Genomic DNA, 25,429 nt, shown 5'->3' with positions numbered 1-25,429 from the left:
TTGACGTCTACTCTCTCAACGGCTTGGATATGGCCCTGCGTCTCCTCGTCTCCTTCCAGATAACTGCATCGAGCACGCCGAGATTTTCGACCGGGTAGCCTCCTCTACCGCTCTGTGCGTCGAGTAGAGCGGCGCGCAGAAGAAGCGCAGTCTGGAGATATTTGTATCCAGCTGAGGCACCATAAGGGCTTTCACATCCGGTTAACGTCATCCACGCCCTTATAGGTTCATTATCAAGGTAATAGGCATTAGGAAAAAACTGGCACAGCATTTCAGTGAAGACCGACCTCCGCGTTTCAACCCTCAACACTGTCAGGCGATCAAGCTCACTCATAACTACATCATCCCGATTACACGAATCGGTATTAATGACGTGTATGAGCGAAACAGATAGCTCGCGAAAGTTACTGCTTTTACCTTGACGCTCCCATCCATTGGGCTGGAACCGGCTTCCGTTGCCAAAGTCCCAGAGCCTACGTAATTCGTAATAGAACGCTTCATTTTTCTTAGGTGTCCAGTAACGCGCCTGCACTTCAGCTGCGCTCTCAAAGTGCGCTCGTAACTCTTTCTTCAGATTTTTAAACGTAAGCATCTGCGTTCTGCGAAAATCCAAAGTTGAACCCATAGCAGTTATAGATTTCTTTGTTGGTAAGCGAAGGTTGAACACGCGACCCTGCGCCGGCGCAGACGGATTTCGAGCCGAGCCAGGCTTTCTAGTCTGAATGGCCTCCACGTAACCATCCAGCCAACTCTGATTAAGGATTACGCAAGATTTTTTTGCTTCGAAGACCCATGTCTTAGCAGCTTCAAACACAGAGCTCGATATCTCAGAATGCCCATTAATTTCATGATTAGTGGCAAATGCTGCTTTCGAGAGGTTCGACGAGCCTACAAGCGCATGACAACTTCCATCAGGCTCGCGCCAGAACATAGCTTTGGGGTGGAAACCATCAATCAATTCTGCAACCAGAAAGTGCGCCTGTCGCGATCGAGGCAGCCAGCCTATAACCTTCTCACAGGCCGCCCTCCTAGTAATGCCAAAGTCTTTTCCCACGACGAACGCGAAGGATTTACACTGAGCCCCCAGCTCAACACTGGTGTCCCACTCAGTAAGATAAGCACTTAGGATGTAGAGTTCCTCTGATACCTGCAACGCTCGGTGATAGAGGCGCTGGAGTTCTGAGCCACTGTTATAAGGCAGTAGTACAAGATCCATGAAGTCAAAGATTCCTTATTGTAGACTTAGGCTCTGTGTGAAAAGCCTTGCTGTTTTCGCCTTGCCTTACCTTCGTCTCGAGACTTTGCACACAGCCCCTAGGCATGCCTCGAACGGCCAGCCCACTCTGCCCACTCTAAGGCCAGCGCACCTAATCTAACTCTTCGATCCGGATAGCCATCGCCGAATCCCGCTTCTGACGACCACTCTCTCAAATTGCTGCCTGCTAAATCAGAGCAAATTCCGCCAAATGTCATACCCCGCATACAGCAGCATCGTTCCGAAAAACACACCGGTGAGGACTGTCAGCCTTTTCACATGACGCTGGCTGGATGAGAGCTGCGTAGCTAGGCCCACATTCTGCTGGGTCAGCAGCGCGACGAGTGCAGTTTGATCGCGCGTGACCGCTGTCGAGAGCTGTTGCACAATGCGTTGGTTTTCAGCCACAACGGCCTCGATCTGCGTCGACAGTTGGGTCAATACACCTGCCAAGTCCGTGCCCAGGGTGCTGACTTGCGCCGCCAAAGCCGAGTTGATCCTCTTGCTGAATTCCCGGCTCAACACAATTTCTTTCAAGACCTTTTCCACCACCTCGGCCTGCTCGATCTTGGCTGCTTGGTCTTCAAGACCGAGTGCTTCCAGCCCTGCCAGGAAGGTTTCCTGCGAAGCTTGCTGCTGCTCGGCGATGCGAACGCCGACGTCAACGACCGCTGCCTTGAAATCAGTGACGCTTGAGCTATGCGCTGACGACAGGTAGCGCGATACTTCAGCGGCCGAGTTTTCGATGTGCGGACGTAGCGCTTCGATCGACCGCGCCAGCTCCCCCTGCTGCCGGGTCGCCCCAGAGAGCGCTTCGAGCAGTACTGCCTCAGTCGAGCTCACGCTAGAGGTGTGGACGGCCTTGAATTGCTCGAGCAAGGCCTCGACTGCACGAGCGTCACTCGCGCTCTGGTCGGTGATGTGTTTCTGAAGCTTGGTGAGCAACGAAGGGACGTCCTCTTCGCGGATCTTACGCAACGCCTGCAGCAACAACTTCGTGGCTTTTTCCGCATCGTCCGCGGAGGCGCCCAAGGTATCGTTGATCTCGGTGATAGAATCTCGTGTGTCCGCAAGGTCTCCATTCAGTGCCTTGATCGAGGCTTCGAGTGGGTTGAGAGGCTCCTTCAGGATCTTAACCATCAACTCGGCAAGGGTCTTTTCTTTGTTGTGAATCTCTGTAGCTGTACTCATTTTTCAGGCCCGGCCATCTTGGCTTAGTCTCATCAGTTCTACCCGCTGGTTGCTCAATTGCGTACAGGCCAGCAGTTGCAGTAACGCGTCACAATCATCTTGCTCGTTCATCGCCAAGCTCATCCGCTGACTGAGTTCGGCAAGGTATTCCTCGTCGAGCAAGTGAACGAAGCGTTCGCACCGATCGAGGTCTTGTTGCGAGGTTTGGGCAATGCGCTTCAACTCGCCGTGCTTGAGGGCGGTCTCGTGCTCGACTCGCTCGCGCTGTTTTATCAGAAGCATCTGCTCGTGCCGCTGCAGTTCGAGGCTGGTTTCGAGCGCCTTAATGTCGCGCTTGAACTCTTGGTCAAGCACCGTCAATGCCCCGAGCCAACGTTTTTTCCACAGGCGGACCAGTTCGTTCCGGGCTTCGCTGCCTGCGCTGTGGACCTTCCTCAAATCCTCCTGATAGTTTGATGAGAACAGATAGGTATCGAAGGTGTAGTCCGCGAGTGTGTAGCGAATGGAGCTGAACGCGTCGTCGATAATATCCTCGATCATCCGCAAGCCCGGCTCATTCACCAGCCTGCGCACACCCTCCCAATACGTCAATCGAGGATTGCCCTTGACCTCCAGGCGCATCCCCTTGAGCAGCCTGTAATAGTCATTAACCAACGTCCTGAGCGTCTCGCAATCATCCTTGACCGCGCCCTCCCTGGGAGGATAGCTACCGGAGACAGTGAACACTGGGCTCGAGGCTGCGTGCTCGATCAACTTAATGCCATCTCCCAATGTATTGGTCTGCAAGCCTTGCAGTGCCCTACTCAACTTATCCTGCGCCTTCTTGATCGCTGCGGTCCAGATGGCGATCTCGCTCACAAGCGTCGTGTTTTTGCTCTCCAGTTGCTCAATGGTCTGCTCAACCGCTTCGGTCTTCTTCTTCTGGATATACCTGACGCCCAAGTGACTATCGAGCGTACTACGCAGACGGCCAACCGGACTTGTGGATTGCGAGATCTGCTCCAGTAACTCGCTGCGCAGTCCGGCAATCAACGGCGCGATCCGGGCATGCAGTTCCGGCTCATTCTTTTGCATGCTCATCCAACTGGTGCCGAACTCCAGCGGAAAGTACAGGTGCTCATCCTGGGCCTGGTCGCTCAGGCGACCGAAAAGCTCGATCTGCTGGATGAGACGGCGCCGAGACTTCGATGCATCGAACCTCGCATCCTCGCGAGCAGTGTCTTTGATCGACTGTGCGAAGTACGAATAGGTTGTGACAATGCGAAAACGATGCGGCATGGCCTGCCAGTCTTCGATTCCAGGCAGCGTCAGCGCCTCAGGCCGCAGGAAGCCCAGGTCATCGCCCCGGCCAACCAGCAACACCAGGTCAGCGAAGGGCAGATAAGTCTTCGCCATATGGTTCACATGTGCCTGCTCTGCAGCGTTGGCAGGGTTGTCGCCTGGCAGGTCCAGAATGCGAATACTCGGCCCCTCGGCGGCTTGGCTGGCAAAGAAAGATGATGGGATATGCACCACACAGGGCGACTCGGCAACCAGTTGTCCGGCCTCCATGTCTTCCCTGAGCTGGCCAAGCGCCCGGGTAACATCAGCTTCGGCCTCGAACCAATGCGTTTTCGAGCGCAGAGTCAGTCCCCAGCGGCCGTTGGCCGAGCGGCAATACTCCATGGCGGTGGCCGTCGCCGATTTGCCCGCCTCGCGCCCGCCACGCATGATCTGCGAGATCCTCCCCAACTGGGCCGGGTCGATGCCCATAAGGTCGAGCAGCAGCGTGGTTTTGCCGACCTGGGTCTTGCCGAATATGACCACATAGGGCTCGGCCACTTCCTCCTTGAGCTGCAGCTTTTCCTGGACGTCCTTGCTCAACGTCTTGATCAACCGCGCATAGGCGCGAAACGCCCAGTCCGACTGATGTGCCTGCAGAGCGTGCCAATGGTCCATGACGGCTTGCTTAGCCATGTCAGACACCACGGTCAGAGATGAACAGTTGCAAGCCAGAAGCCGACGAGTCCAACTCGTAGCGCAAGTCACTGGTGATCGAGGTGACATCGGCGATGGCTTTGGCAAGCCGGTCCTTGCGCATCAGCAGTTCGTCCATGCGGTAGCGGGCACGCAGCCTCGTGCAGACGCGCGCGCGCGCCACGGCCATGGTCTCATCGAAGGACGTGCGAAGATTTTCAACATGGTGGTCATGAACCGTGCCGAGCATGACCCTAGCTTGGGCGCTTGCTGCTTTCTCGATACTGCGAATTCGCGTTACCGCCACGCCTGTCAGATACGCAGCCGCGACGACTGCGGTGGCCGCCACTGCAGCGGGGTGCAGCGTGAGCGGCATCGGAAGCTTGGTCTCCGATCCTGAGCTGTCTGAATTGCTTGAATCGCCTGCATCAGCCGCATCCGCGTCAGCCGTCTTGCCGAAGAGCGCACCCAGTATGTCGGAGTCTCCATCGCTGACCACGTCTACCGCCAGCACGGTGGCAAGCGAACGAATAGCAGTCTTGCCAAGCTCGACGCCTGTTCTGAGGTTTTCGACACTCGTTGAAACGGCATTGGCGCCAGACATGCTGTCGGTAGGTACGAAGTCCTGCTTGACGCCAACGACCTCAGGCACAGCGAAGAGAAGCCGGGTGTATTCCAGCGACATCGCAGGTATCAACTCGGCACTGGTACCCACTTGTTTGCTGACATCCTGATTAGCGCGCCCTTCCTCCCGGCGGCCATTGCCCAGAAGGATGCTGATATCACTGAGAGCTTCAGGGGTTAGCTTCTCGAAACGAACGGGTTGACCCGATGCGTGCACAAAGCCCATCTGGATCAGGTTCTGGGATTTCGCCTGTGGCAACCGCGCGGGAGAGCCCTCCCCCGATTTCTCTACGGACACTCGCTCAAGCTTACTCGCTGTTAACGACGATACGCCTTGCGAGTAGTTGTGAAAAAACGCCGGCGCCGCTTCGCGCCAAGATCCCTGGACGAGATCCTGCATCTTCATTCTGGTCTGGCTGGTAGTATCGAAGGCATTCGACAACCAGTTGCCGAAGCCCTCGTGATCGGCAATGAGCCGAGCACTCATCGAATCGGACGCTTTGGAAAAGGCCTCCCCCGCCAGTTCGCTCACAAGCTGATGATGCTGGCTGCGAAGCTCCGCTGCTGCCTCATCGAACCTGCCCAAAACCTCTTCCAGCACTTCAGCACCATCAATCCCACTTGCCTTGTCACTCGTGAAATAGAGTCGCGCCTTGCTGCGGATCGCATTCAACACCCGTGTCAAATCCTTACCCACAATTTCAGAGAGATGACTCATCTGGAAGTGGCGATCCGATTCCCCGGTGAAGTTGAGGTCGTCTATGGCGCGACGCAGATGGGGCATCCACTGTCCAATGTACTCGGCGTCGTCGGTGCCGCTCAGAATGATATTTCTTTCGGCCAGCTCGGGCGCCACTTGGAACGTCGCCTGGGCGCTTGAGCGCAAATCGGCCTGCCGCTTGGGATCGTTGCGATGGGCCTCGGTCTTGGAGATCACGATGTACGGCTTACAGCCCTTGAGCTCGTTCTCGAGCATGTCCCGGACGATCTCGAGTTGCTGCTGGTTGGCCATGCGCGTCTCGTCGGTCACGATGATGCAGCCACCTGCCGCGATCATCGCCTGGCGCATCAGCTCTTGCCAGGCGCGGTTGTCGCGCTCCTGCTTCTCGTACCCCGGAAGCAGCAACCACGCCTGGTTATTGCGCTTGAAGTAGCGGCGAGGCACCTTCAGGACCGGCAGCAGATCCTCGGCATTGGGGTCGCAGATGGCGCGTTGGAACTCCGGAACATCCACCTCGAAGTCATCCAGCCTGTAGCTCTGCGACGCCGCGTCCGGAACCAGCCTGCGAACGTATCCCTGCGCGCGCTCAAGGCCCTCTATCTCAAGGATGAGTACCGGCATTTTCTCGCCACGGCCCTCATTGCTCTGCAGCCACCTCGGCCCATCACCGCGCAGGTCATATATGCTCGCCATCAGCGTCGTCTTGCCCGCGCCCTGAGAGCCGCCCATCACAACGATCCAGGTATTTCCCAGTACCTCGGCGAGTAGCAGGCGGCGCATCACCTCAAGCAGTTTCTCGTCGATTTCCTCGTTACCAAGGTCGGTGCAGGCGCCGCGTAGACGACGCAGTGCCTTGTTCAGATCGGTCAGCAGGAGCGCAGGTGATTCCATCGCCATTGTTTCTTCCTCGGTTCATCTTTGAAATTAGACGCCAGCCCCTTGCGACGGACATGCGTCTGCCGCAAAGGTATCGGCGGACTCGCGAGAAGCTTGACTGGCAGAAGCCCCAAATCATAAAGGTATGAACTTGTACATTACGCAGGTCTCTCCCAGCGCATCGTTCTCATCTAGCACCCATAAATCTGCATCGGGAGAGCACTATCACAATACTGGCCATTTGCCTCTGGGCGAGGCAGGATTCTACAGCTTGCGCTGCTCCAATAGTCAACCACCGTCATTCGCACGAAGACACGTTGACATTGTCAGCGCAGGCAAAACGGACTGGAAAAGCCTTATTCATAGAGAAAATCGACATGGACGCGCCTGAACAGGGCCTCGGACCAGAGCCGTCAGGTAGCCCGCTATCAGGAAGCATTACAGGAGTTGTTCCCCCACTATCCGACTTCACCTCCCGCACGCGGGAGGTGCCTGATTGGCTGGGCAATATGTGGCTTCAAGCGACTACCAGATTAAACATGAAAGGTGCATTTTGACCTGGGTGACAAGGCGACGAATGCGCATTACAACCAGGCGCTGAGCAAAATCCGGGACTGCCTTGAAGAGATCGATCGGGCTCTAGACCCTACCCTACCGGGATCGCGCTGATGATCACATCGCACCATTTCAAGGGCCATGGCTCACCTCCCTCGTATCTCCCGGCGCGGAACTCCAAGGAGTACGAGGGAATGTTATTGAGGTTCAGCGACCAAGCAATCTCTTCAGCACCAGCAGAGCAACCGCCCCGATTGCCAGTGCAGCAACCGGCTTCTCTTTGACGAATGTAGAAACGCTGTCCAGTGCGTCGCCATAGGTTTGCGTCAGTTGACCCGCAGCTTGGCGTCCAGCGCCTTCGGCTTCCAACTTCGAATCGCCAAAAAGCTTCCCGACTGCGCTCTGCGCTTTGCCAGCAACCTTTTCTACAACGCCTTCTACCTGTTCGCTCTTCATGATTAACCAAACCTTCGTGTGTGATTGGGTAACCCAGGAAAACCCCGGGCTTGAGGCAACGTGCAAAGCGTTAGGTGGACAGGCTTAGTGATTAGTTCAAAGTTGATGAAGCTCACTTGGTCCAGATCAACCGATAAGTCTTCTTGCCTGTAGCGGCATCGTGATAGGGATCTTCGCCCGGGACCTCTCGCGTGCGCACGCACGGGCGTCCCTCGCAGTCAATAATGGCAGCGTCACCACCCTGGCGTTTCAACGCTTCTATGTTTTGCTCAAGCACCGCTAACTCTCGTTGCCTTTGCGCAATCTCATCGGTGCTGGGGACCGCAAAGAAAAACAGCAACGCCAGAGGCAATACCACACCTAGATGAATGGCGAAGATGCTGAGCCAGAATCGACGCTTAAGGCTGTCACTGGCGGCCTGGTACTTTTGCGCCGCATCAAGCGCCGCGGCATCGGCCTGTTTGAACTTGCCAATCAAGTGCTCGGCCGCCTTTGAAGCCACTGAATCTGCGATCTGCGCCGCTGAAGCGCCCAGTATCGTCGGAATCTGTTGCAGGCTCTGCTCAACACGTTTTTCCAGATAGCCAAGACGCGCAATAGCCTGCTCAGCGGCTTTTCTGTCATTTTCCGCTGCGCTCATGATGCCCTTGGCAGCGACGGCCATGGCCCGCAGGCTCCGGTCATTCTCGTTCACGTGTTCGTCCATGGGTCATTACCTTCCATATTCGGGGCCGTCGCGGTGTTTGGGACGCTTCATGCTTCGCTCCAATGCAGGCACAGATCGCTCCAGCTGCGGACCGCTCATTTCCAGCTCCAGCCATTGCCTGTGCGGCATACTCAAATCACAGACGTCTCGCAGCTGAACAAAATGCATTGCTCCACCTGCGCCCATGACCAGAAGCACACCACCTGCGCCCACCGGGTCGTCAGCTTGAATATTGCGTAAAAATCGCAGGTATATCTGTGAACGCTCGCGCATCATCGGGTCGAGGCCGCGAACAGCTTCGCGCGCGGTTTGCTCCACGAGTCGTTCAAGGCTTCCCGCGGACAACGCCAAGTGTTCGTCGTCGAAGGCGTCCAGATAAGGCACGGCTCGCGAAACCAGAGGCGTGTCGGTGTCATTGGCGCCCACCTCCACATACCAGTGCAGGCTTCTGGACGTTTCGACCAATACCTGATTTTCACCTGCCAGGGCGGCCAGTAGTAAACGATGTCGCAGTCGTTCTTTTTTCAGGCTGGCGCCCTTCATCTTGAATTCGATCAAGCGCACGACACCTGGAAAACTCAGCAGTACGTCAGCCAGCTCTTTGTCTGCAGGCGTCTGCTGTAGCAGGTTGACCACGCTTGGGATCGAGGTGTTTGCGTCTAGACATGACCGCACGGCGAATCCGAGACCGTACAGGAAGTTTCCTATCACGACGTTTTCATAGAGTTTCTTCGTTCGGTGACGTTTGTTCTGATGACCAACATCATCCTGATCTTGCTGGTTCAACGGCACTCCGTTACTCCTGATGCTTGGGATGAAGGACCTTATATATCTGCAAAACCACCCGCCTCACTGCCTGTTCAATCGTACCTTCATTGCGACACATGACCCACCCCTGCTCCACAGCCGCTCGCTCAAACGCCTCGGTACACGCAACTTGCTCCTCCAGCTTAGACATCACCGTACTGCTCAACCCCCGCCGTCGTGCTGCCGCCCGCGCCCAGGATATTTGCGCCGCGGTGACAACCCCCACGTGCAGGTCCGGCACTTGCACCTGTCGATTAATGTTCAGCTCAAGAATGTCTGCAAAGGGTATCAACCGACGAAACCCAGCATCAGACGGGTACCAGCGATCCATCAGGATGATGCTGTCAGGTGGCTGCGCGGCCAGTACGTTTTGAGTAATCCAGCTGCGGCTGTCGGCAAAGCGCTCACACACCTCAAGTTCCAGATCCCGGCTGGGATCTCGGGCGAACGTGTTAACCAGAGCCATCGTTTGCGCTCGACAGGGATCGCTCTTGCGCTCGCACAGTCGCACGACCTTTATGTTGTCGGCCCTCAACGCTGTCGTAACGGCCTCCAACAGCGTGGTTTTACCGGTGCCTTTGGGGCCATCCATTGAAATAAACAGCGCACGAGTCATACGGGCGCTGCATCATCGTTCAGGTTGTGCAGTTCCATGGAGCCTCGGGGTCTGTGCGGTTGGGCGAGTTGGCCTCCATTATGGGCAACCCTATTGCCCAATGCGAGGCTGGACTGGCCGACGTGCCCTCCCCGCGTCGACGGTCAGTCGTTCAGCATCCGGCTTTCCTGCACACCAGCCTCATACCTCAACGCCCATGGCGCAATCAACCGCTGCGGGGTCTGGCAGGCTTTGCGTTTAAACACGAAGTTGCGGCATTTCTCGGCAAACTGCTGGCGGTTTTCCACCATGTCGAGTCGCATCTGTGCCAGCTCCTGCTCGCGACAGCGTTCAACTTGCCGAGTATCCAGCGTGGCTTTACGTGTGCGTGCATGAAGGTACTTATCATCGGCCAACGCACTGTCGGCCTGTTGCAAAAGCCACAAGCCAAATGCTTGTGGGCAACGTGGTCCGATGGCCTGAACCATGCCGTACTGCTGGGCCTGAATGGCACTGATGGGCAGGCATTCTTCAGTGAGTTTGTGCGCGATTTCACTGCCCACGGCTCGTGGCAGGCTGTAGGTCCAGTATTCGGAGCCGTAGAGCCCCATGGTCTTGTAATGCGGGTTGAGCACTACGCCTTCGCGGGCCAGTACAATGTCGGCCGCCAGCGCCAGCATCACGCCGCCCGCGCCTGCGCTGCCGGTCAGGCCGCTGATCACCAGTTGCTTGGCGGTGAGCAGCTCCAGGCACACATCGTCGATGGCTTGAATGTTGGCCCAGGCTTCCAGCCCCGGCACCTCGGCGGCCTGGATGACGTTGAGGTGAACGCCATTGGAAAAGCTGCCGCGCCCGCCCTTGATCAGCAACACGTGGGTATCTCGCGCCTTGGCCCAGCGCAATGCAGCCACCAGCCGCTGGCATTGTTCGGTGCTCATGGCGCCGTTGTAGAACTCGAACGTCAGTTCGCCGATGTGGCCGAACTCTTGGTAGCGAATCGGTTGATAGACCCGCTCGTTGAGCGCCTGACAGGCGATTGAACTGTCCAGCACCGGCACGCCGGCCAACTGCTCAGCCAGAACATGCCGTGCTGGCAGCTTGAAGGTCTCTGGGCCTTTGGGCTTGAGCGAGCCGATCCACAGGCTGTGATCTCCAGCCGCTACCAACACGGCGTCGTCCTGTACCGCAAGGATTTCTCCTGGGGTGCCCTGCCGGGCGTCCAAGTGCGCGTCATAGACGTAATACTGACCGCCCAACAGGCTCGCCAACACGCCGGGCTGGCCATCGGCGGCGTCGATGCTGCGCTTGATAAAGCCTGCGCAATCGAACCAACTGAAGGTGCGGTCAGCCTGGCTCATGTTTGGCTGCAAGCGCCCGATGACGCTGGGTTGGGTGTAATCGAGCGGTGTCGGCACGAAGCCTTTGGCGAATTTCGCCACGACGTCACGGATGCAAACCATCGCGGCGTCGCTCACCAGGCCGTTGTACAGCTCGGATTTGCGCACCTGGTCGGGCATGTCGAACTCACAGGTGGACCAGATCGGCCCGGCGTCCATTTCCTCCACCGCTTGCAAGGCGGTGACGCCCCAACGGCGGGCCTGCCGGGTGATAGCCCAATCCAGCGCACTGGCACCACGGTCACCAACGATGCCCGGATGGATGATCACCACCGGGCGCAGGGGATGGCTCCACAGTTGGTGCGGCACACGGTCCTTCAAAAAGGGGCAGATCACCAGGTCGGCGCCGGACGCCTCGACTTGCTGGCACACCGTGGCTTGATCGGTGAATACCACAACACTGGGGTCGTGACCCGCCTGGCGCAAATCCAGCCAGGCCCGTTGGGTTAAACCGTTGAATGCCGATGATAACAACAGGATCTTCAGTGATCGCATGGCTGACTCTTCCTTGAGAATGTGTGACCAGAGCTGCTCGTTGAGCCGTCCCTGGCCATCGATAAGCGCCCAAGGTTATAGAGCGAGCCAGCCTCACCACCTGATCGAGATCAATAGATGAAAGCGGCTTATTTTTTCTGAATCACCGCGCAACCCACTCATCAAATGAACATGCCCTGCTCGGGTACGCCTTGTTAACCGTAACGGAGCCACGTTCATGTTCGAGAAACCGCATTACCTCATCAGTTTCATCCTCGATAACCAGCCACAAAGCTGCACGCTTGAGCACGATGCCGACACGCTGGATCCTCAATGGGCCGAGTCCCTGCTCAGGCAGCGCTTTGCAGAGCTCAAGGACGCGAAATTGAGCGACGTCCAGGTGCAAAAGCGCAACAAGCCCGCCGACGAAGGCCATGACATTCCGGGGCATTACCAGCAGCCCTGATTTATGAAAACGGGGGCTGCATCGTGGTTCTACGGTCGTGCAGTTGACAGCCCCCGGCAAAACTCAACAACCTGCACGTCTCACCGCCCTGCCCTGAGGCTGCCCTTGGACTATTTCACCGCGCTCACCGCCTTCATCGAAGCCGCCGAAGGCAACAATTTCTCGCGTGCCGCCGAGCGCTTGGGGATCAAGGCCTCAACGGTTTCACGCTATGTGAAGGACCTTGAGCAAGACCTGGGCATCGCGCTGTTCAACCGCTCCACACGCACGCTGCATCTGACCGAAGGCGGCCAGACCTTCCTGATACACGCACGCAGGGTGCTGGACGAACTGGAACACGCCAAGGCCGCCACGTCAGCGCTGAACCAGCATCCCCGGGGCGTGTTGAAACTCAACCTGCCACCGGCGTTTGCTCGCCATCACATCCTGCCGGCGTTGAATGACTTTCTGGTGCGCTACCCGCAAATCAGCGTGGAACTGGTGCTGGATAACACCCAGGTCAATTTGATTCATGCCGGCGTCGACTTAGCCATACGCATTGGCGAGCTGGCCGATTCGACGCTCAAGGCACGCAAGCTCAGCGACGGCCACTACCGCTTGGTGGTCAGCCCGGCGTTTGGCATGCAGCACCCTCCTCCGTCCACGCCCACGGACTTGGCCGGTGTGCCTGCGGTGCTGGGCACGGCTACCACCGGCGATATCAGTTTTGTCTCTGCCGGCCGCGCGCTCCCGCTGCTGCATGACGGCGTTATTCGAATCAATGACCTGGATGCGCAACTGATCGCCGTGCGCCAAGGCTTGGGCTTTGCGCTGTTGCCCGACTGGCTGGTGGCGCGAAGTATCGAGGCCGGCGACTTGGTAGTGTGGCTACCGGAATGGCAGATCCAGGGCGTGGAGCGGGCGTTTGCGGTGTGGTTTGTCTACCCGCCCAAGCGCATTGTGTCGTCCAAGGTCCGGTGTTTTATCGACTTTATCGTTGAACGACTGGGCGAAACACCGGACTGGAAGTGACTCAACTGAAGCGGATATCCAGCGCACGCAAGTAGGTTTGCAGCCCCGCATCCTGAATCGGGATCAGGAACGCCTCGCTATCCGATTCATTAAAATGCGCATGCCAGTAACCCGGTGGCGTGACAAACGCCAGGCCGGGAGACCAGTCGACCCGCTGCGGGTTACGAATTTGCCCATCCGCGCCCAGCTCGGTGCCCACCAATGAATAACAGCCCGTGGGGCAATCAATAATGAAGTCCAGTGCAATCGACTGATGCCGATGGGGTTTCTGCACCGATCCCGCCGGCAGAATCCCGTACATGGCCCACAGCACGTGGGTCACCGTGCGCGTCTGCGGGAAATGACGGTTGCCCAGCAGGATGCTGATGCGGCTGCGGTCCTGTGCCCTGGGATCATCGGCCGCTTCACGCAACTTCGCGTTGGCCAGTGCTGCTGGGTACAGGGTTGGCGCAAAGCGATCGGCGCGGGGTGTCACCCCCAGGTAACGCAGCAACGGCTCATCGTGAACATAGTAAAGACGTGCATCCTCGCGGGCACTGAAGTGCGCTTGCTGTAATCCCGGCAGGGCGATAAAGCAGCCCTTGGACCATTGAATCTCATACTCCCCCTGAACCACGCTGCCCTCCCCGGCAATCACGTAGAACACCTGGGAAGTGGCGTTGGGTTGCAGGGTCAGCGTGTCGCCACGGTTAAGGCGCATGAAGTTCGCGCATAGCCCGGGGCCTGTCGCAGGGCCTTCGCAGCCCAAGGCGTCGCTGAGGTCCAGCGGTACCACGCGGGAGGGGCCACTGTCATACAGCGAGGCCGGAAAGCTGTGGTAGGGAATACGGGAAATCAGGTTGGCACTGATGGGATTTGCCGCCTTGCTGTACTCGAAGTACTCGGCGTCCACTTGGTTGATATCAGTCAGTGCGGGGTCGAATTCACGGTTCATCAGGCTCACCTCAGTCTTGGGCTGGATCGCGCAGCACGGTTGAAGCGCTGCACGGGCTAAGTGGACTATAGGCATTGCCCACTGGCGGATGAATGCCTGTAACGGCACAGCAGTTATGCGAAACGGGGCAGTTAACGCAATTGGAACCAAGTGGTTTTCAACTGGGTGTACTTATCAAACGAATGCAGCGACAAATCGCGCCCGAACCCCGACTGTTTGCCGCCGCCAAACGGCACGGTCACATCCAGGGCGTCAATGGTGTTGACCGACACGGTACCGGCATTCAGGGCACGCGCCACGCGATGCGCACGGTTCAGGTCATCACTCCACACCGATGCCGCCAGGCCGTAGAGGCTGTCGTTGGCTTGCTGTATGGCCTGTTCTTCGGTATCGAAGGCGCTCACCGCCAGCACAGGCCCAAACACCTCCTCATGGGAAAGGCGCATTTCAGCGGTGACGTTGGCGAATATCGTCGGCTGGATGAAGTTTGAACAACCCTCAATGTTCAACTGTTGGCCACCGGTCAACAGCATGGCACCGTCTGCGTGCGCCTGGCCGATGGCTTGCATGATGCGTGCGGTTTGCCCGCTGTCGACAATTGCACCGGCGGCGCTGGCGGGGTTGAGTGGGTTGCCGGGCATCCAGGCACGGGATTTGTCGATCAAACGCTCGATGAATTCGTCGTGGATGCAGCGTTGCACATAGAGGCGCGAATTGGCCGAACACACCTCGCCCTGGTTGAAGAAAATCCCAAAGGCCGCCTTCTGCGCCGCCAGGTCCAGGTCCTGACAGTCTGCAAACACCAGGTTCGGGCTCTTGCCGCCACACTCCAGCCACACCTGCTTGAGGTTGGACTGCGCGGAGTACTGCATGAAGTACTTGCCCACTTGGGTCGAGCCGGTAAACACCAGGCAATCGACGTCCGGGTGCAACCCCAGGGCCTTGCCGGCGCCCTCGCCCAAGCCTGGCACCACGTTCAGCACGCCCTCGGGCATACCCGCCTCCAACGCCAGTTGGGCCAGGCGCAGGGCGGAAAATGGCGATTGTTCGGCGGGCTTGAGCACCACGCTGTTGCCTGCCGCCAAAGCAGGGGCCAGTTTCCAGGCGGCCATGTCCAGCGGGAAATTCCACGGCACCACCGCTGCAATCACGCCCAATGCTTCGCGGGTGATGGTCGCCAACGCGTTGTGAGCAGTCGGCGCGACCTGATCGTAAATTTTGTCCAGGGCTTCGCCGTACCAGGCAAAAACATGGGCCGCGCCGGGCACGTCGACGTTATAGGCGTCCATTACCGGCTTGCCCATGTTCAGGGAGTCCAGCAGTGCGAGTTCTTCGCGGTGGGTCATCAACAGGTCGGCGAGTTTGATCAGGACTTTTTTGCGTTCGCCTGGAGGTATGCGTCGCCAGGGGCCGTTGTCAAAGGCGCGGCGTGCGGAGCGTACTGCCAAGTCCACTTCAACCTCACCGCAGGCGGCGACACGTGCAAGGAGCTGGTTGGTCGCCGGGTTGATGGCGTCAAAGGTCGCCCCGGACAGTGCATCTACGGGCCGGCCGTCGATCAGGGCGGTGCTGATGAAGGTTTGGCGGGCAGCGCGTTGCTGCCAGTAGTCGAGGTTGAACATGCTGTACTCCTGAATTGGGCTGTAAGGCTTTTGTAGGAGCGAGCTTGCTCGCGAAAAACTCACAGGCGCCGCGTTCATCCAGGAAGCACGCGTTATCGTTGACGTTTTTCGCGAGCAAGCTCGCTCCTACAGATGAACCGAGGTGGGGCCTGTTTATTCGGCCATTTGCAGGTCCGGCATGCGTACCCGGAACCCTCGGGTGAGGCACAGCAAACACAGCAGCCCCAGGGCCATCCAGCACAGGCCGATGGTGAACGACAGGCCGGACAGGCTCGTCCACAACCATAGCGTGCTGAGAAACCCCAGGCCCGGCAGGGCGGCGTACAGCAGATAGTTGCGTGTACCGCGCAGCTTCTGGTCGCCCAGGTAATGCTTGATCACGGCCAGGTTCACCGCCGAAAACGCGAACAGCGCGCCAAAGCTGATCATGTTGGCCACGGTGTCCAGGCTGATAAACAGCGCAATCAGCGAAAACAGGCTGACCAGCATGATCGCGTTGGCCGGCACGTGCTTTGTCGTGACCAGCTTGCCGAATACCCTGGGCAATGCGCCGTCGCGGCCCATGGCGAATAGCACGCGGGACACGCTGGCCTGGGAGACCATCGCGGAGGCGAAACAGCCCGCCACATAGGTGGCGGTAAACGCACTCACCAGCAGCTCGCCGCCGACCCGGCGCATCACATCGACCGAAGCCGAGTCGGGATCGGCAAAACTATTCCATTCCGGGAAGACCATCTGGGCGCAATACGACACCACCAGAAACAGCAACCCACCGATCAGCGACACCGCCATGATCGCCTGCGGAATGGTACGGCGCGGGTCAGGTGTCTCCTCAGCCATGGTCGACACGGCATCGAAGCCCAGGAACGACAAGCACAGCACCGCCGCGCCGGTCATGATCAGCGGCACACTGAAGCCTTCATGGTGAAACGGCTTGAGCAGCGACACCGGCTCGGCTTGCCCGCTGAGGTTGTGGATCGACAACGCCACAAACACCACGATGAACACCAGTTGGGCCACGATCAGCACCCAATTGACCCGGGTAATCGACTCGATACCCACCAGATTCAGCGCCGTCACCAGGGCAATGGAGCCCAATACCCATACGGCGGTGGGCACGGTAGGAAAGTATTCGGACAAGTAGATGCCGATCAGCAAATAGCTGAGCAGCGGCAGGAAGATGTAGTCCAGCAGCAAGGTCCAGCCGGCGATAAAGCCGAAGGAGGCGCCAAACGCCTTGCGCGTATAGGTGTAGACCGAGCCCGAATACGGGTGCGCCTTGACCATGCACCCATAGCTGTAGGCCGTCAGCAGCATGGCAGCCAGGGTCAGCAGGTAGGCGGTGGCAAGGTGCCCTTTGGTCATCTGGGTCACCAGGCCGTAGGTGGTGAACACCGCCAGCGGCACCATATACGCCAGGCCGAACAGTACCAGCCCGACAAGGCCCAGGGGTTGTCGAAAGCGGCGCGATGAGGTTGGTTGGGTTGGGGTTTGATGGACGGGAGTATCGGCTACGTTTGTTATTGTATTCATTGCTGACTCCTGGAAAGTGGAATGCAGGGCGCCGCGGCGTTCGATCAAATCGACACCTTTGATGAGTCATCCATTGGGAGCGGTGGGCAGGCCGCTATGGGGCGCCCACCCTGTTCAACCGAAGCGGCATGCGGGGGCTCAGCCCTTCACAGTTTTCCCGCGATCCGTGCGGTGCGGTCCACCGCGATGCGGGTCTTGTCGACCAGCTCATCGAGCTCCGCGTGGCTGGCCACCAGGGCCGGCGCCATGATCATGCGGCCCAGGGTCGAGCGAATAATCACGCCTTCTTCAAAGCCAAAAGTGCGACATTGCCAGGCCAGGTCGTTTTCATTGGCAAAGCGTTTGCGCGTGCCCTTGTCCTCGACGAACTGCAAGGCTGCCAGCAGGCCGGTGCCCTGGATCTCGCCGATCAGCGGGTGGTTGCCAAAGACTTCGTGCAGGAGCTTGTGCAAATACGGCCCGGTGTCGTCCTTTACCTGGCGCACGATCCCTTCGTCACGCAGGGCCTTGAGGTTGGCCAGGGCCACCGCCGCCGCAACCGGGTGCCCGGAATACGTCAGTCCATGGGCAAACACCCCGCCCCGCTCCACCAGGGCTTCGGCCATGCGCTTGCTCAATACCAAACCGCCCATGGGCAGGTAACCGGAGGTCAGGCCCTTGGCGATCGACAACGTGTCGGGTTCGAAGCCGAAATGCTGATGGGCAAACCACTCACCTGTACGGCCGAAACCGCCAATCACTTCATCAGCGCACAGCAGCACATCGTATTGGCGACAGATGCGCTGGATCTCTGGCCAATAGCTTTCTGGGGGGAAAATCATGCCGCCGGCGCCCTGGAAAGGTTCAGCGATAAAACCGGCGACGTTTTGCGCGCCCAACTCCAGGATCTTTTCTTCCAGTTGCAGAGCGCAGCGCCGCCCGAACTCGGCCGGGGTCAACTCACCGCCCTGGGCGTACCAATAAGGCTCGTCAATGTGCGCGACGTCCGGGATCAAGCCGCCCATTTCATGCATGAATTTCATGCCGCCCAGGGCAGACGCCGCCAGTGTGGAGCCGTGATAGCCGTTCCAGCGGCCGATCATGATCTTCTTCTGCGGCTTGCCGAGCACTTGCCAGTAGCGGCGCACGGTGCGGATCAGCACCTCGTTGGCTTCGGAACCGGAGTTGGTGTAGATCACATGGCTGTAGTGCCCTGGCAACAGGCTGAACAGCAACTCGGACAGCTCGATCACCGCCGGATGGGTGGTGTGGAAGAACATGTTGTAGTACGCCAACTGATCCATCTGCGCAGCCGCCGCAGCGGTCAGGTCCTTGCGGCCATAACCCAATTGCGTACACCACAGGCCCGACATCCCGTCCAGGTAACGCTTACCCTCGCTGTCCCACAGGTACAGGCCCTCACCCCGGACCATCACGCGTGGGCCTTCGGCATTCAGCGCTTTTTGATCCACAAAGGCATGAATATGGTGGGCCGCGTCCGAGGCCTGGTAGTCCCGGGTCTGGCGTTGCGGTTCAAAGGGTAGGTTCATGGCTTTTTCTCTTGTTGTGGGTGGTCATGCAGCCGGTCAACGGCCTTTGCTCATGTAGCGCTCAAGGGGGTCTTTACTCTGCCCGCCCTGAGCCTCGGCCAACGAGTCGATAAACAGGGAAAACAGTTCCGATTGCGTGCCGATGTCGAGCTTGCTGTAGATGTGCTTGCGGTGGGACTTGATGGTGTCTTCGGAGACCCCGAGGCGCTCGGCCAGCGAACGTGTGGAGTGGCCGCGCAGGATCAACTGGGTGATCCGGCATTCGCGTTCGGTGAGCAGCGAGGAGCCGAAGTTGTTGAGTGCCGAGTGAATACGCTGTTCCAACAGGCTTTCGAAACGCGCGCCCTGAGTCTCCAGGCCGACGAAGTGCTTGCCCAGCACCGCCAGTACCCAAGGTGCTATGCGCTTGAATTGCTCGGTGGTGGTCGCGTCGAGCTTCTGCGTAAAGGCCAGCGACACCGCCAGGCTCAAGCCGTTGCTGGCCTGCAGGATGTAGTTGAGCTCATCCTCCAGGTGCGAATGCCGGTAAAACGACTGGTAGTACTCGCTGTGCTCGAAGTGATCGGGGGCTACGTCGGCGAGGTCGTAGCAGCCGCAAGCCGCCCCCTCCACGCAGGCGCCGTAGAACGGGTCGAGCAAGTAAAACCCGGAGAGGTACTGGCGCACATTGCCCTGGGGCAGCCATGGCCCGTCCAGTTCGAACACTGCGCTGGGCATGCCGTCGTGGGGGTACAGGTACAAGGTCGTGGCCTGAATGGGGCGGATACACCCCAGAGCATCGAACAACGTGGCGGCAAACCCCGCGTGCCCGATGCTCTCGGTCACCCTGGCTATCTGTTCGAACCACTGGGCTGAAGACAGTCGATCATTATCCACTTCGAAGACTCGCCGTCATAACGGTTGGGTGCGACACCAGGTCACTGGCGCCGGGAACTGAAGTGATAGTCCCACACCCGCAAAGTCATCGAAATCACCCCTTAGGGTGAGGGGGTGCGCTGGAACCTCGGAATCGCCAAGCCCAGGCTTTCGCGCAAGGTCGAACTCTCGTAGGCCGTGCGATAAACACCGCGCTCTTGCAGCAAAGGGATCACCTCCTGAGTAAAGCGATCAAATTGCCCAGGGTGCCCGATGTAGATATTGAACCCATCCACCGCCTGCGCCTCGAACCAATCCGCTAGTTTCTGCGCCACCGTGGCAGCGCTGCCCACGAACGCGCCTGGGCGCAATTGCCGGCCAAATTCGACGGCCTGGCGCAGGGTAAAGCCCTTTTCCCGGGCCTGGTCGGCGATGCGTTTGGCAGCAGTGAAAAAACTGCTGCGCGCCGCCTCCAGGCTCTCTTGTGGGAATGGCGCATCCAGGTCGTACTGGCTGAAATCATGCCAGCCAAAATTGCGCCCGAACTCCTTGAGTGCCTGCGCAAAACTGTGGTCGAGCTGATGATAGTGCTGCTCGATTTCCCGGGCATGGGCATCGGTGTCGCCCACATAAATTTCCGCACCGGGCATGATCAGCACCTGTTCCGGATCGCGCCCCCGTTGTGCCGCCCTGCCCTTGATATCCCGGTAAAACGCCTGGCCCTGCTCGATACTGGCCGCGTGGGTGAAGATCACATCGGCGGTGGCGGCGCCCAGGTCGCGGCCTTGCTCAGAGTCTCCGGCCTGGAAAATCACCGGCTGGCCTTGGGGCGAGCGCTGGATATTCAGCGGGCCCACCACCGAGAAGTGTTCGCCCTGATGATTCAGGCTGTGCAGCTTGCTCGGGTCGAGAAACTGCCCAGTGGCACGGTTGCGCACAAACGCATCGTCTTCGTAGGAGTTCCACAACCCCTGTACCACCTGAACGTGTTCGGCGGCGCGACCGTAGCGGGTGGCGTAGTCGTAGTGTTCGTCGCGGCTGTAATTGCCGGCGGTACCGGCATCGCCACTGGTCACCACGTTCCAGCCGGCGCGGCCTTTGCTGATCAGGTCCAGGGAGGCCAGGCGCCGGGCGACGTTATACGGCGAGTTATACGAGGTGGTCAGCGTACCGACCAGGCCGATATGCCGGGTGCTCACGGCCAGTGCCGACAGCAACGTCAACGGCTCCAGGCGATTGAGGTAATGGGAAGGCGAACCTTCGGTGATGAACTGGCTGTCGACGATAAACATCAGGTCGAACAGTGCGGCCTCAGCCTGGCGCGCTATCTGGATGTACCAATCGACGTTGACGCTGGCATCGGCCGGCAATTGCGGGTCAAGCCACAGGTTATGGCGGCCCGGCCCACCGCAGCCCATGGTCAGGGCGCCCAGTTTGAGCTGTCTTTTAGTCATTGCGCAGGTCGTCCTTCAAGCGTTCAGGGCTGGGTGGTGGCGACGGCGGGCTGCAAGGCGGCCGCGAATGAAGGGTCGAACAACGTGGCGGCCGAGTAAGACTTGACCAGGCCCAGGCCGGCAAAAAAGTCCACGGTCTTTTGCGCCTCGATGGGCGCCTGAGGCGTCAGCGGCTCGACGGTGGTGCGCGCACGGGCAAACCAGACGCGGGCGATGTCGGCATCCGCGCGGGTGCGCTTGGCCCAGGCATCGGCATACGCGTTGGCGTTGGCCGGGCTTTGGCGCGCCCAGTCACGGGCTTTTTTCAGGCGCTGGAGGAAGTCGCTGATGGGTTCACGTTTGGCCTCGACGGCACTGGCGTTGGCGGCAATGAAACTCTGGGCCGGAATCAGGTCTTCAGCGGTTGCCAACACCCGCGCACCTTGGCGCTCCTGTTGCGTGACGTAGGGTTCCCAGGTGGCGATCACGTCAACCGCACCGCCTTCCAGCGCGTGGGAAGCATCCAGGGCGCTGAGGTAGCGCCATTGCAGCGAGTCCCGTGCAACCCCGGCCTTGTCCAGTGCGGTCAGCAACAGTTGCTGGCTCCAGGAACCTTTCCAGATCGCGGCGCGCTTGCCTGCCAGATCGGCCAGGCTGTGGATCGACGAGTCCTTTTTTACCAGGATGGCCACGCCGTCGAGATTCTGCCGGCTCACGGCGATCACCTTGATCGGTGCACCCAGGGCGCCCAGGAACAACACCGGGGCATCCCCGAGCAGGCCCAGGTCCAGGCTGCCAACGTTGAGCGCTTCGGCCACCGGTGACCCGGCGGTGAACTGTTTCCAGTCCAGCGTATAAGGCAGATCATCCAGCACCCCCGCCGCTTCCATCACGGCCTGGGCGTTGTAGCTCTGGTCGCCGACCACCAGGGTTTGCGCCTGCGCCGTCAGGCACAGCAATGAGGCAACCAATCCAGCCGCCAGGTTTTTGAGGTAACGCACGTTCGTCTCCAGATGCCTTGTGAGGCATTCAAATCGATCCGCGCGTACGGTCTCGGTTTTATAAGGTCATTTGTTGTCAGGGGTATTTTTGCGGTGTTGAAGGCGGGATGTAAAATACTGATAACGCATAACCTAATTCAATAATAATGCGCATATCGCATCACGCTAGCGCGGCAATTCAACCCGGGCCACCAACCCCGAACCGCGCCGATTGCTCAGGCTCAGCTCACCGCCCTGCTCGCGCACAATGGCCCGCGCCGCCGAGAGCCCAAGCCCCACCCCACCGGTATTGCGGTTGCGTGAGGTCTCGAGACGAAAGAACGGATCGAACACACGCTCCAGGTCCGCTTCAGGAATCCCCGGGCCCTCGTCGCAGACCTCGATGCACACACTCTGGTCGTTAACACTCAGTGCAATGCTGGGGTGCCGGGCATACTTGGCAGCATTTTCCAGCAGGTTGACCACTACCCGTTTAAGCCCCAGTGGCCGGCCGTGATAGACCAGATGGGGCGGCCCTCGGAAGTCGACCACCAGTTGCTGGTCGCGATAGTCGTCGATGATGGTTTGCAGCAGTTCCGACAGATCGAACGCCGTGCTGTGCTCCAGCACCGTATCGTCGCGGAAAAACGCCAATGCGGCGTTGATCATCGACTGCATTTCCTCGACATCGCGAATCAGCTTGTGCTGATGGTCCAGGTCTTCCATGAACTCGCAGCGCAGGCGCATCCGCGTCAAAGGCGCGCGCAAGTCATGGGAAATGGCCGCCAGCATATGGGTGCGTTCGCCGATAAAGTGCTGGATCTGCGCCTGCATGGCGTTGAAGGCGATGGTGGCCTGGCGTATCTCGTCGGGGCCTTCGATGTCGATGGGCGGTGCGCGCAGATCGCCGCCGAAGCGTCTGGCGGCACTGGCGAAACGCTGCAACGGCTTGGCCAATTGCCGGGTGGCGACCCAGGCGACCAGCAAGGTAGCGATCAGCCCAAGAATGATGATGACCGCAATCCGCGTGGGTGCGCTCAGGCCCCAACTGCGTACGGGCGGTATGAAAGACAACCAGCTGCCATCAACTAACTGCACCAGCGCCACATAACGTGCGTCGGGGCTGCCACGCGGCCAATCGTCCGGGCTGTACACCTGAATGGTGCGCCCCGTGCCAAACAATGCCTGTATCCCAGGGACTTCGCCGGCTTGTAGCACGTTGCCGCCGCTGGGCAGGCCGAAATCCACGGGGTTGGTATGCCACGTCACCTGCAACCGAGTATCGCTGGCCGCTGCCGCCAGGTGCGAGCGCAACGGCGCAGGCGCGGCCTCGATCACTTTCAACGTCGCGGCCATTTGTTCCAGTAACCCCGTGCGGTCGATGGGCGGGCGCGCCCACACCCCGGCCACCTGCACGAACAAGGCGTTAAGGGCCAGTGAAGCGAGCATCGCAGCGAGGATGGTCAGGGCGATGCGCCGGTTCAGGGTGTCGCGGCGCAACAGGCGCCGGATCATGAGCGGGTCACCGGCGCGGTAAACAGATAGCCGCCATTGCGCACGGTGCGGATCAGGTCCGGGCGCTTGCAGTCGGGCTCGATCTTGCGGCGCAGCCGGCTGACCTGCACATCGATACTGCGGTCGAAGGCATCGTGGCCCTGGCCGTGGGTCAGGTCGATCAATTGGTCGCGGGTAAGAATGCGCTGGGGGTGTTCGAGAAACACTACCAGCAGGTCGAACTCGCCACCGGACAGCGGGATCATGACGCCCTCGGGCGAACGCAGTTCGCGACAGGTGATATCCAGATGCCAACCGGCGAAGGCAATCACCGGGCGTGAGCGCTCGTCGGCCGCACTGACCGACTGCCCCGCACGCCGTTGCACAGCGCGCAGGCGGGCCAGTAATTCACGCGGGGCGAAGGGTTTGGTCAGGTAGTCGTCGGCGCCCAGTTCCAGGCCAACAATGCGGTCGCTCAACTCGCCCATGGCCGTGAGCATGATGATAGGAATGCCGAACTGTGCCCGCACTTTCTGGCACAGGCTGAGGCCGCCTTCACCGGGCAACATGAGGTCGAGGATGATCGTGTCCGGCCGCTGCTGCGCGATGGCCGCCCACATGGCCTCGCCGTCGGCGGCCACGTCGACTTCATAGGCGTGCTGGACGAAGAACTTCTTCAGCAATGCCAGCACTTCCACGTCGTCATCGACGATCAGCAGTCTGCTCACGTTCACAGGTTCCCAAGCCAAAAAAAGAACGACATCTAAAACCATTCCGGCGCCGGGGTCATTTATTTCAATCGAGCAACATTCCTTCGCCACGGACACAACCCGGACATCTTTGGGTAAAACCTGTCGGGCATTCTGCACGTCTTCCATTCAAGGAGACGCCTATGAAAGTTTCGAGCAGCAGGTACACCGAGCAGGCCGCGAGCGACGCGCGACCATTGGTGCTGAGCCAGCGCACCTCTTCCCCGGCTCAGGATAGCCCGATGCTGTTCCAGGAATCCTGCCTGGGGCTGAACGCGGAACTGGACCGTATCGTGCTGCGTCGCTACTTCGAACACTACAGCCCCGACGCCGGGCGGTGGGTCGAGTACGCCCACTCCATTCCCATCGCCGAGCTTGTCCACTGGATCATGACCCATGGCCAGTTGCACATCGAATCCTCGCACGACACTCCAAACGAACAGGCAACCCATTGATGGCCCGTAAATGCTCATTCCTGCTACTGATGGCGGCCACCCTGAGCCTGATCGCTTGCAGCAGCAACAAGGTCGAACCCGAGCGATATACAGGCTTTCTTCATGACTACAGCCTGCTTAAAGAGCAACAGAGCCCGTCGGGCCAGACCGTACAGAGTTGGGTCAGCCCGGCCTTGAAGCGTGGCCGCTACAAGCAGGTATATCTGGCGCCCAGCCAGTTTTTCCCGGCTGTTGAACCCTCCGCTCAGATCCCCCAAAGCACGCTCTCCCACGTCACCGGCTACTACGACTTGGTACTGCGCTCGGAACTTGGCAAATACGTTTACCTGGCCTCGAAACCTGGCCCTGACACCCTCACAGTACGCCCTGCCATCACACGCATCGCCACCAGCCCCCAGGGACTGCGGTTTTATGAGTGGCTGCCGATCACCCTGGTCGCAGCGGGCGTGAGCGCCGCCACTGGCATCCGCGATCGAGACAGTGAAATCGCCACGGAGCTGTCATTGGAAGATGGTTCGACCGGCGATGTCGTGGCGGCCATGGTGCGTAAAGGCACCGGTGCTCCCCTGGCCAATGACAAACAAGTCATGACCGCTGACAATGTCAAGGACGTGCTCGACGGCTGGGCCCGCGACCTGGGTACGTCGTACAGTGCAGTCGCTCGATAACCCTCACCTTGCTCAAACGTCATAATCACAGGGGCATCTGCGTGGTAATCTCCCGGCACCACGAATAGACATTGATCGTCACTTGAC

Annotated in this window: 22 protein-coding genes; 4 read left to right on the top strand and 18 right to left on the bottom strand. The window is 59.2% G+C overall.

Features of this window, described 5'->3' with window-relative positions; all coding sequences use genetic code 11:
* Positions 1 to 7 precede the first annotated feature (7 nt).
* The 9 genes from TX24_RS07175 to TX24_RS07135 form a co-directional block, all read right to left on the bottom strand.
* Entirely contained in the window at positions 8 to 1,216 is a 1,209-nt protein-coding gene (locus TX24_RS07175; RefSeq protein ID WP_057709996.1) for a phospholipase D-like domain-containing protein, read from the bottom strand.
* Positions 1,217 to 1,447: 231 nt separating this feature from the next.
* On the bottom strand, positions 1,448 to 2,446 hold the full coding sequence (locus tag TX24_RS07170) for a hypothetical protein (protein ID WP_057709995.1): 999 nt from the start codon (positions 2,444 to 2,446) through the stop codon (positions 1,448 to 1,450).
* Positions 2,447 to 2,449: 3 nt separating this feature from the next.
* Positions 2,450 to 4,402, bottom strand: coding sequence for a hypothetical protein (locus TX24_RS07165; RefSeq protein WP_057709994.1), 1,953 nt, complete (start codon positions 4,400 to 4,402; stop codon positions 2,450 to 2,452).
* 1 nt (position 4,403) lies between these two features.
* On the bottom strand, positions 4,404 to 6,644 hold the full coding sequence (locus TX24_RS07160) for a hypothetical protein (RefSeq protein WP_057709993.1): 2,241 nt from the start codon (positions 6,642 to 6,644) through the stop codon (positions 4,404 to 4,406).
* 741 nt (positions 6,645 to 7,385) lie between these two features.
* Entirely contained in the window at positions 7,386 to 7,634 is a 249-nt protein-coding gene (locus TX24_RS07155; protein WP_014718439.1) for a CsbD family protein, read from the bottom strand.
* Positions 7,635 to 7,746: 112 nt separating this feature from the next.
* A complete protein-coding gene (locus TX24_RS07150; protein WP_057709992.1) occupies positions 7,747 to 8,340 on the bottom strand; it encodes a hypothetical protein in 594 nt (197 codons plus the stop codon).
* Between the two features lie 6 nt (positions 8,341 to 8,346).
* Positions 8,347 to 9,126 (bottom strand): hypothetical protein, encoded by a 780-nt coding sequence (locus TX24_RS07145; protein WP_137203734.1) that lies wholly within the window; start codon positions 9,124 to 9,126, stop codon positions 8,347 to 8,349.
* A gap of 10 nt (positions 9,127 to 9,136) precedes the next feature.
* Positions 9,137 to 9,763 carry a dTMP kinase gene (locus TX24_RS07140; RefSeq protein ID WP_034135632.1) on the bottom strand — a complete coding sequence of 209 codons (627 nt, stop codon included), beginning with the start codon at positions 9,761 to 9,763 and terminating at the stop codon, positions 9,137 to 9,139.
* A 143-nt stretch (positions 9,764 to 9,906) separates the two neighbouring features.
* Positions 9,907 to 11,634 (bottom strand): hydrogenase maturation protein, encoded by a 1,728-nt coding sequence (locus TX24_RS07135; protein ID WP_057709991.1) that lies wholly within the window; start codon positions 11,632 to 11,634, stop codon positions 9,907 to 9,909.
* A gap of 217 nt (positions 11,635 to 11,851) precedes the next feature.
* Between TX24_RS07135 and TX24_RS07130 the strand changes: the two genes are divergently transcribed.
* Positions 11,852 to 12,079 (top strand): hypothetical protein, encoded by a 228-nt coding sequence (locus tag TX24_RS07130; RefSeq protein WP_057709990.1) that lies wholly within the window; start codon positions 11,852 to 11,854, stop codon positions 12,077 to 12,079.
* Between the two features lie 105 nt (positions 12,080 to 12,184).
* Entirely contained in the window at positions 12,185 to 13,090 is a 906-nt protein-coding gene (locus tag TX24_RS07125; protein ID WP_034135629.1) for a LysR family transcriptional regulator, read from the top strand.
* 1 nt (position 13,091) lies between these two features.
* Here the strand turns inward: TX24_RS07125 and TX24_RS07120 are convergent, their stop codons facing one another.
* From TX24_RS07120 to TX24_RS07080, 9 genes are all read right to left on the bottom strand, one after another.
* Complete coding sequence (locus TX24_RS07120) at positions 13,092 to 14,024, bottom strand: cupin domain-containing protein (RefSeq protein ID WP_003191199.1); 933 nt, start codon at positions 14,022 to 14,024, stop codon at positions 13,092 to 13,094.
* Positions 14,025 to 14,155: 131 nt separating this feature from the next.
* Positions 14,156 to 15,646: an aldehyde dehydrogenase gene (locus tag TX24_RS07115; RefSeq protein WP_057709989.1), complete on the bottom strand. Its 1,491-nt coding sequence runs from the start codon at positions 15,644 to 15,646 to the stop codon at positions 14,156 to 14,158.
* A gap of 153 nt (positions 15,647 to 15,799) precedes the next feature.
* A complete protein-coding gene (locus TX24_RS07110) occupies positions 15,800 to 17,179 on the bottom strand; it encodes an APC family permease (RefSeq protein WP_057709988.1) in 1,380 nt (459 codons plus the stop codon).
* A gap of 146 nt (positions 17,180 to 17,325) precedes the next feature.
* Entirely contained in the window at positions 17,326 to 18,708 is a 1,383-nt protein-coding gene (locus tag TX24_RS07105) for an aspartate aminotransferase family protein (protein WP_057709987.1), read from the bottom strand.
* 36 nt (positions 18,709 to 18,744) lie between these two features.
* Positions 18,745 to 19,584 carry a helix-turn-helix transcriptional regulator gene (locus tag TX24_RS07100; protein ID WP_057709986.1) on the bottom strand — a complete coding sequence of 280 codons (840 nt, stop codon included), beginning with the start codon at positions 19,582 to 19,584 and terminating at the stop codon, positions 18,745 to 18,747.
* A 101-nt stretch (positions 19,585 to 19,685) separates the two neighbouring features.
* The gene (locus TX24_RS07095) at positions 19,686 to 21,017 is read right to left on the bottom strand and encodes an LLM class flavin-dependent oxidoreductase (protein WP_057709985.1); all 1,332 of its coding nucleotides are present in this window, start codon (positions 21,015 to 21,017) and stop codon (positions 19,686 to 19,688) included.
* A gap of 23 nt (positions 21,018 to 21,040) precedes the next feature.
* On the bottom strand, positions 21,041 to 21,997 hold the full coding sequence (locus tag TX24_RS07090) for an ABC transporter substrate-binding protein (protein WP_057709984.1): 957 nt from the start codon (positions 21,995 to 21,997) through the stop codon (positions 21,041 to 21,043).
* Positions 21,998 to 22,162: 165 nt separating this feature from the next.
* Positions 22,163 to 23,491: an ATP-binding protein gene (locus TX24_RS07085; protein WP_057709983.1), complete on the bottom strand. Its 1,329-nt coding sequence runs from the start codon at positions 23,489 to 23,491 to the stop codon at positions 22,163 to 22,165.
* Entirely contained in the window at positions 23,488 to 24,198 is a 711-nt protein-coding gene (locus tag TX24_RS07080) for a response regulator (protein ID WP_032900604.1), read from the bottom strand. Before TX24_RS07080 ends, TX24_RS07085 begins: the two co-directional genes overlap by 4 nt.
* A 164-nt stretch (positions 24,199 to 24,362) precedes the next feature.
* On the opposite strand from TX24_RS07080, the gene TX24_RS07075 reads away from it, so the two are divergent.
* Positions 24,363 to 24,674 (top strand): hypothetical protein, encoded by a 312-nt coding sequence (locus TX24_RS07075; RefSeq protein WP_034135621.1) that lies wholly within the window; start codon positions 24,363 to 24,365, stop codon positions 24,672 to 24,674.
* Positions 24,674 to 25,342 carry a DUF3313 domain-containing protein gene (locus TX24_RS07070; RefSeq protein WP_057709981.1) on the top strand — a complete coding sequence of 223 codons (669 nt, stop codon included), beginning with the start codon at positions 24,674 to 24,676 and terminating at the stop codon, positions 25,340 to 25,342. The genes TX24_RS07075 and TX24_RS07070 overlap by 1 nt, the downstream gene beginning before the upstream one ends.
* Positions 25,343 to 25,429 lie beyond the last annotated feature (87 nt).

Origin of the sequence: Pseudomonas lactis, assembly GCF_001439845.1 — a bacterium.
Taxonomy (GTDB): domain Bacteria; phylum Pseudomonadota; class Gammaproteobacteria; order Pseudomonadales; family Pseudomonadaceae; genus Aquipseudomonas; species Aquipseudomonas lactis.
The sequence above is the reverse complement of the archived record's forward strand: the minus strand, read 5'-3'. Positions and strand labels throughout refer to the sequence as shown.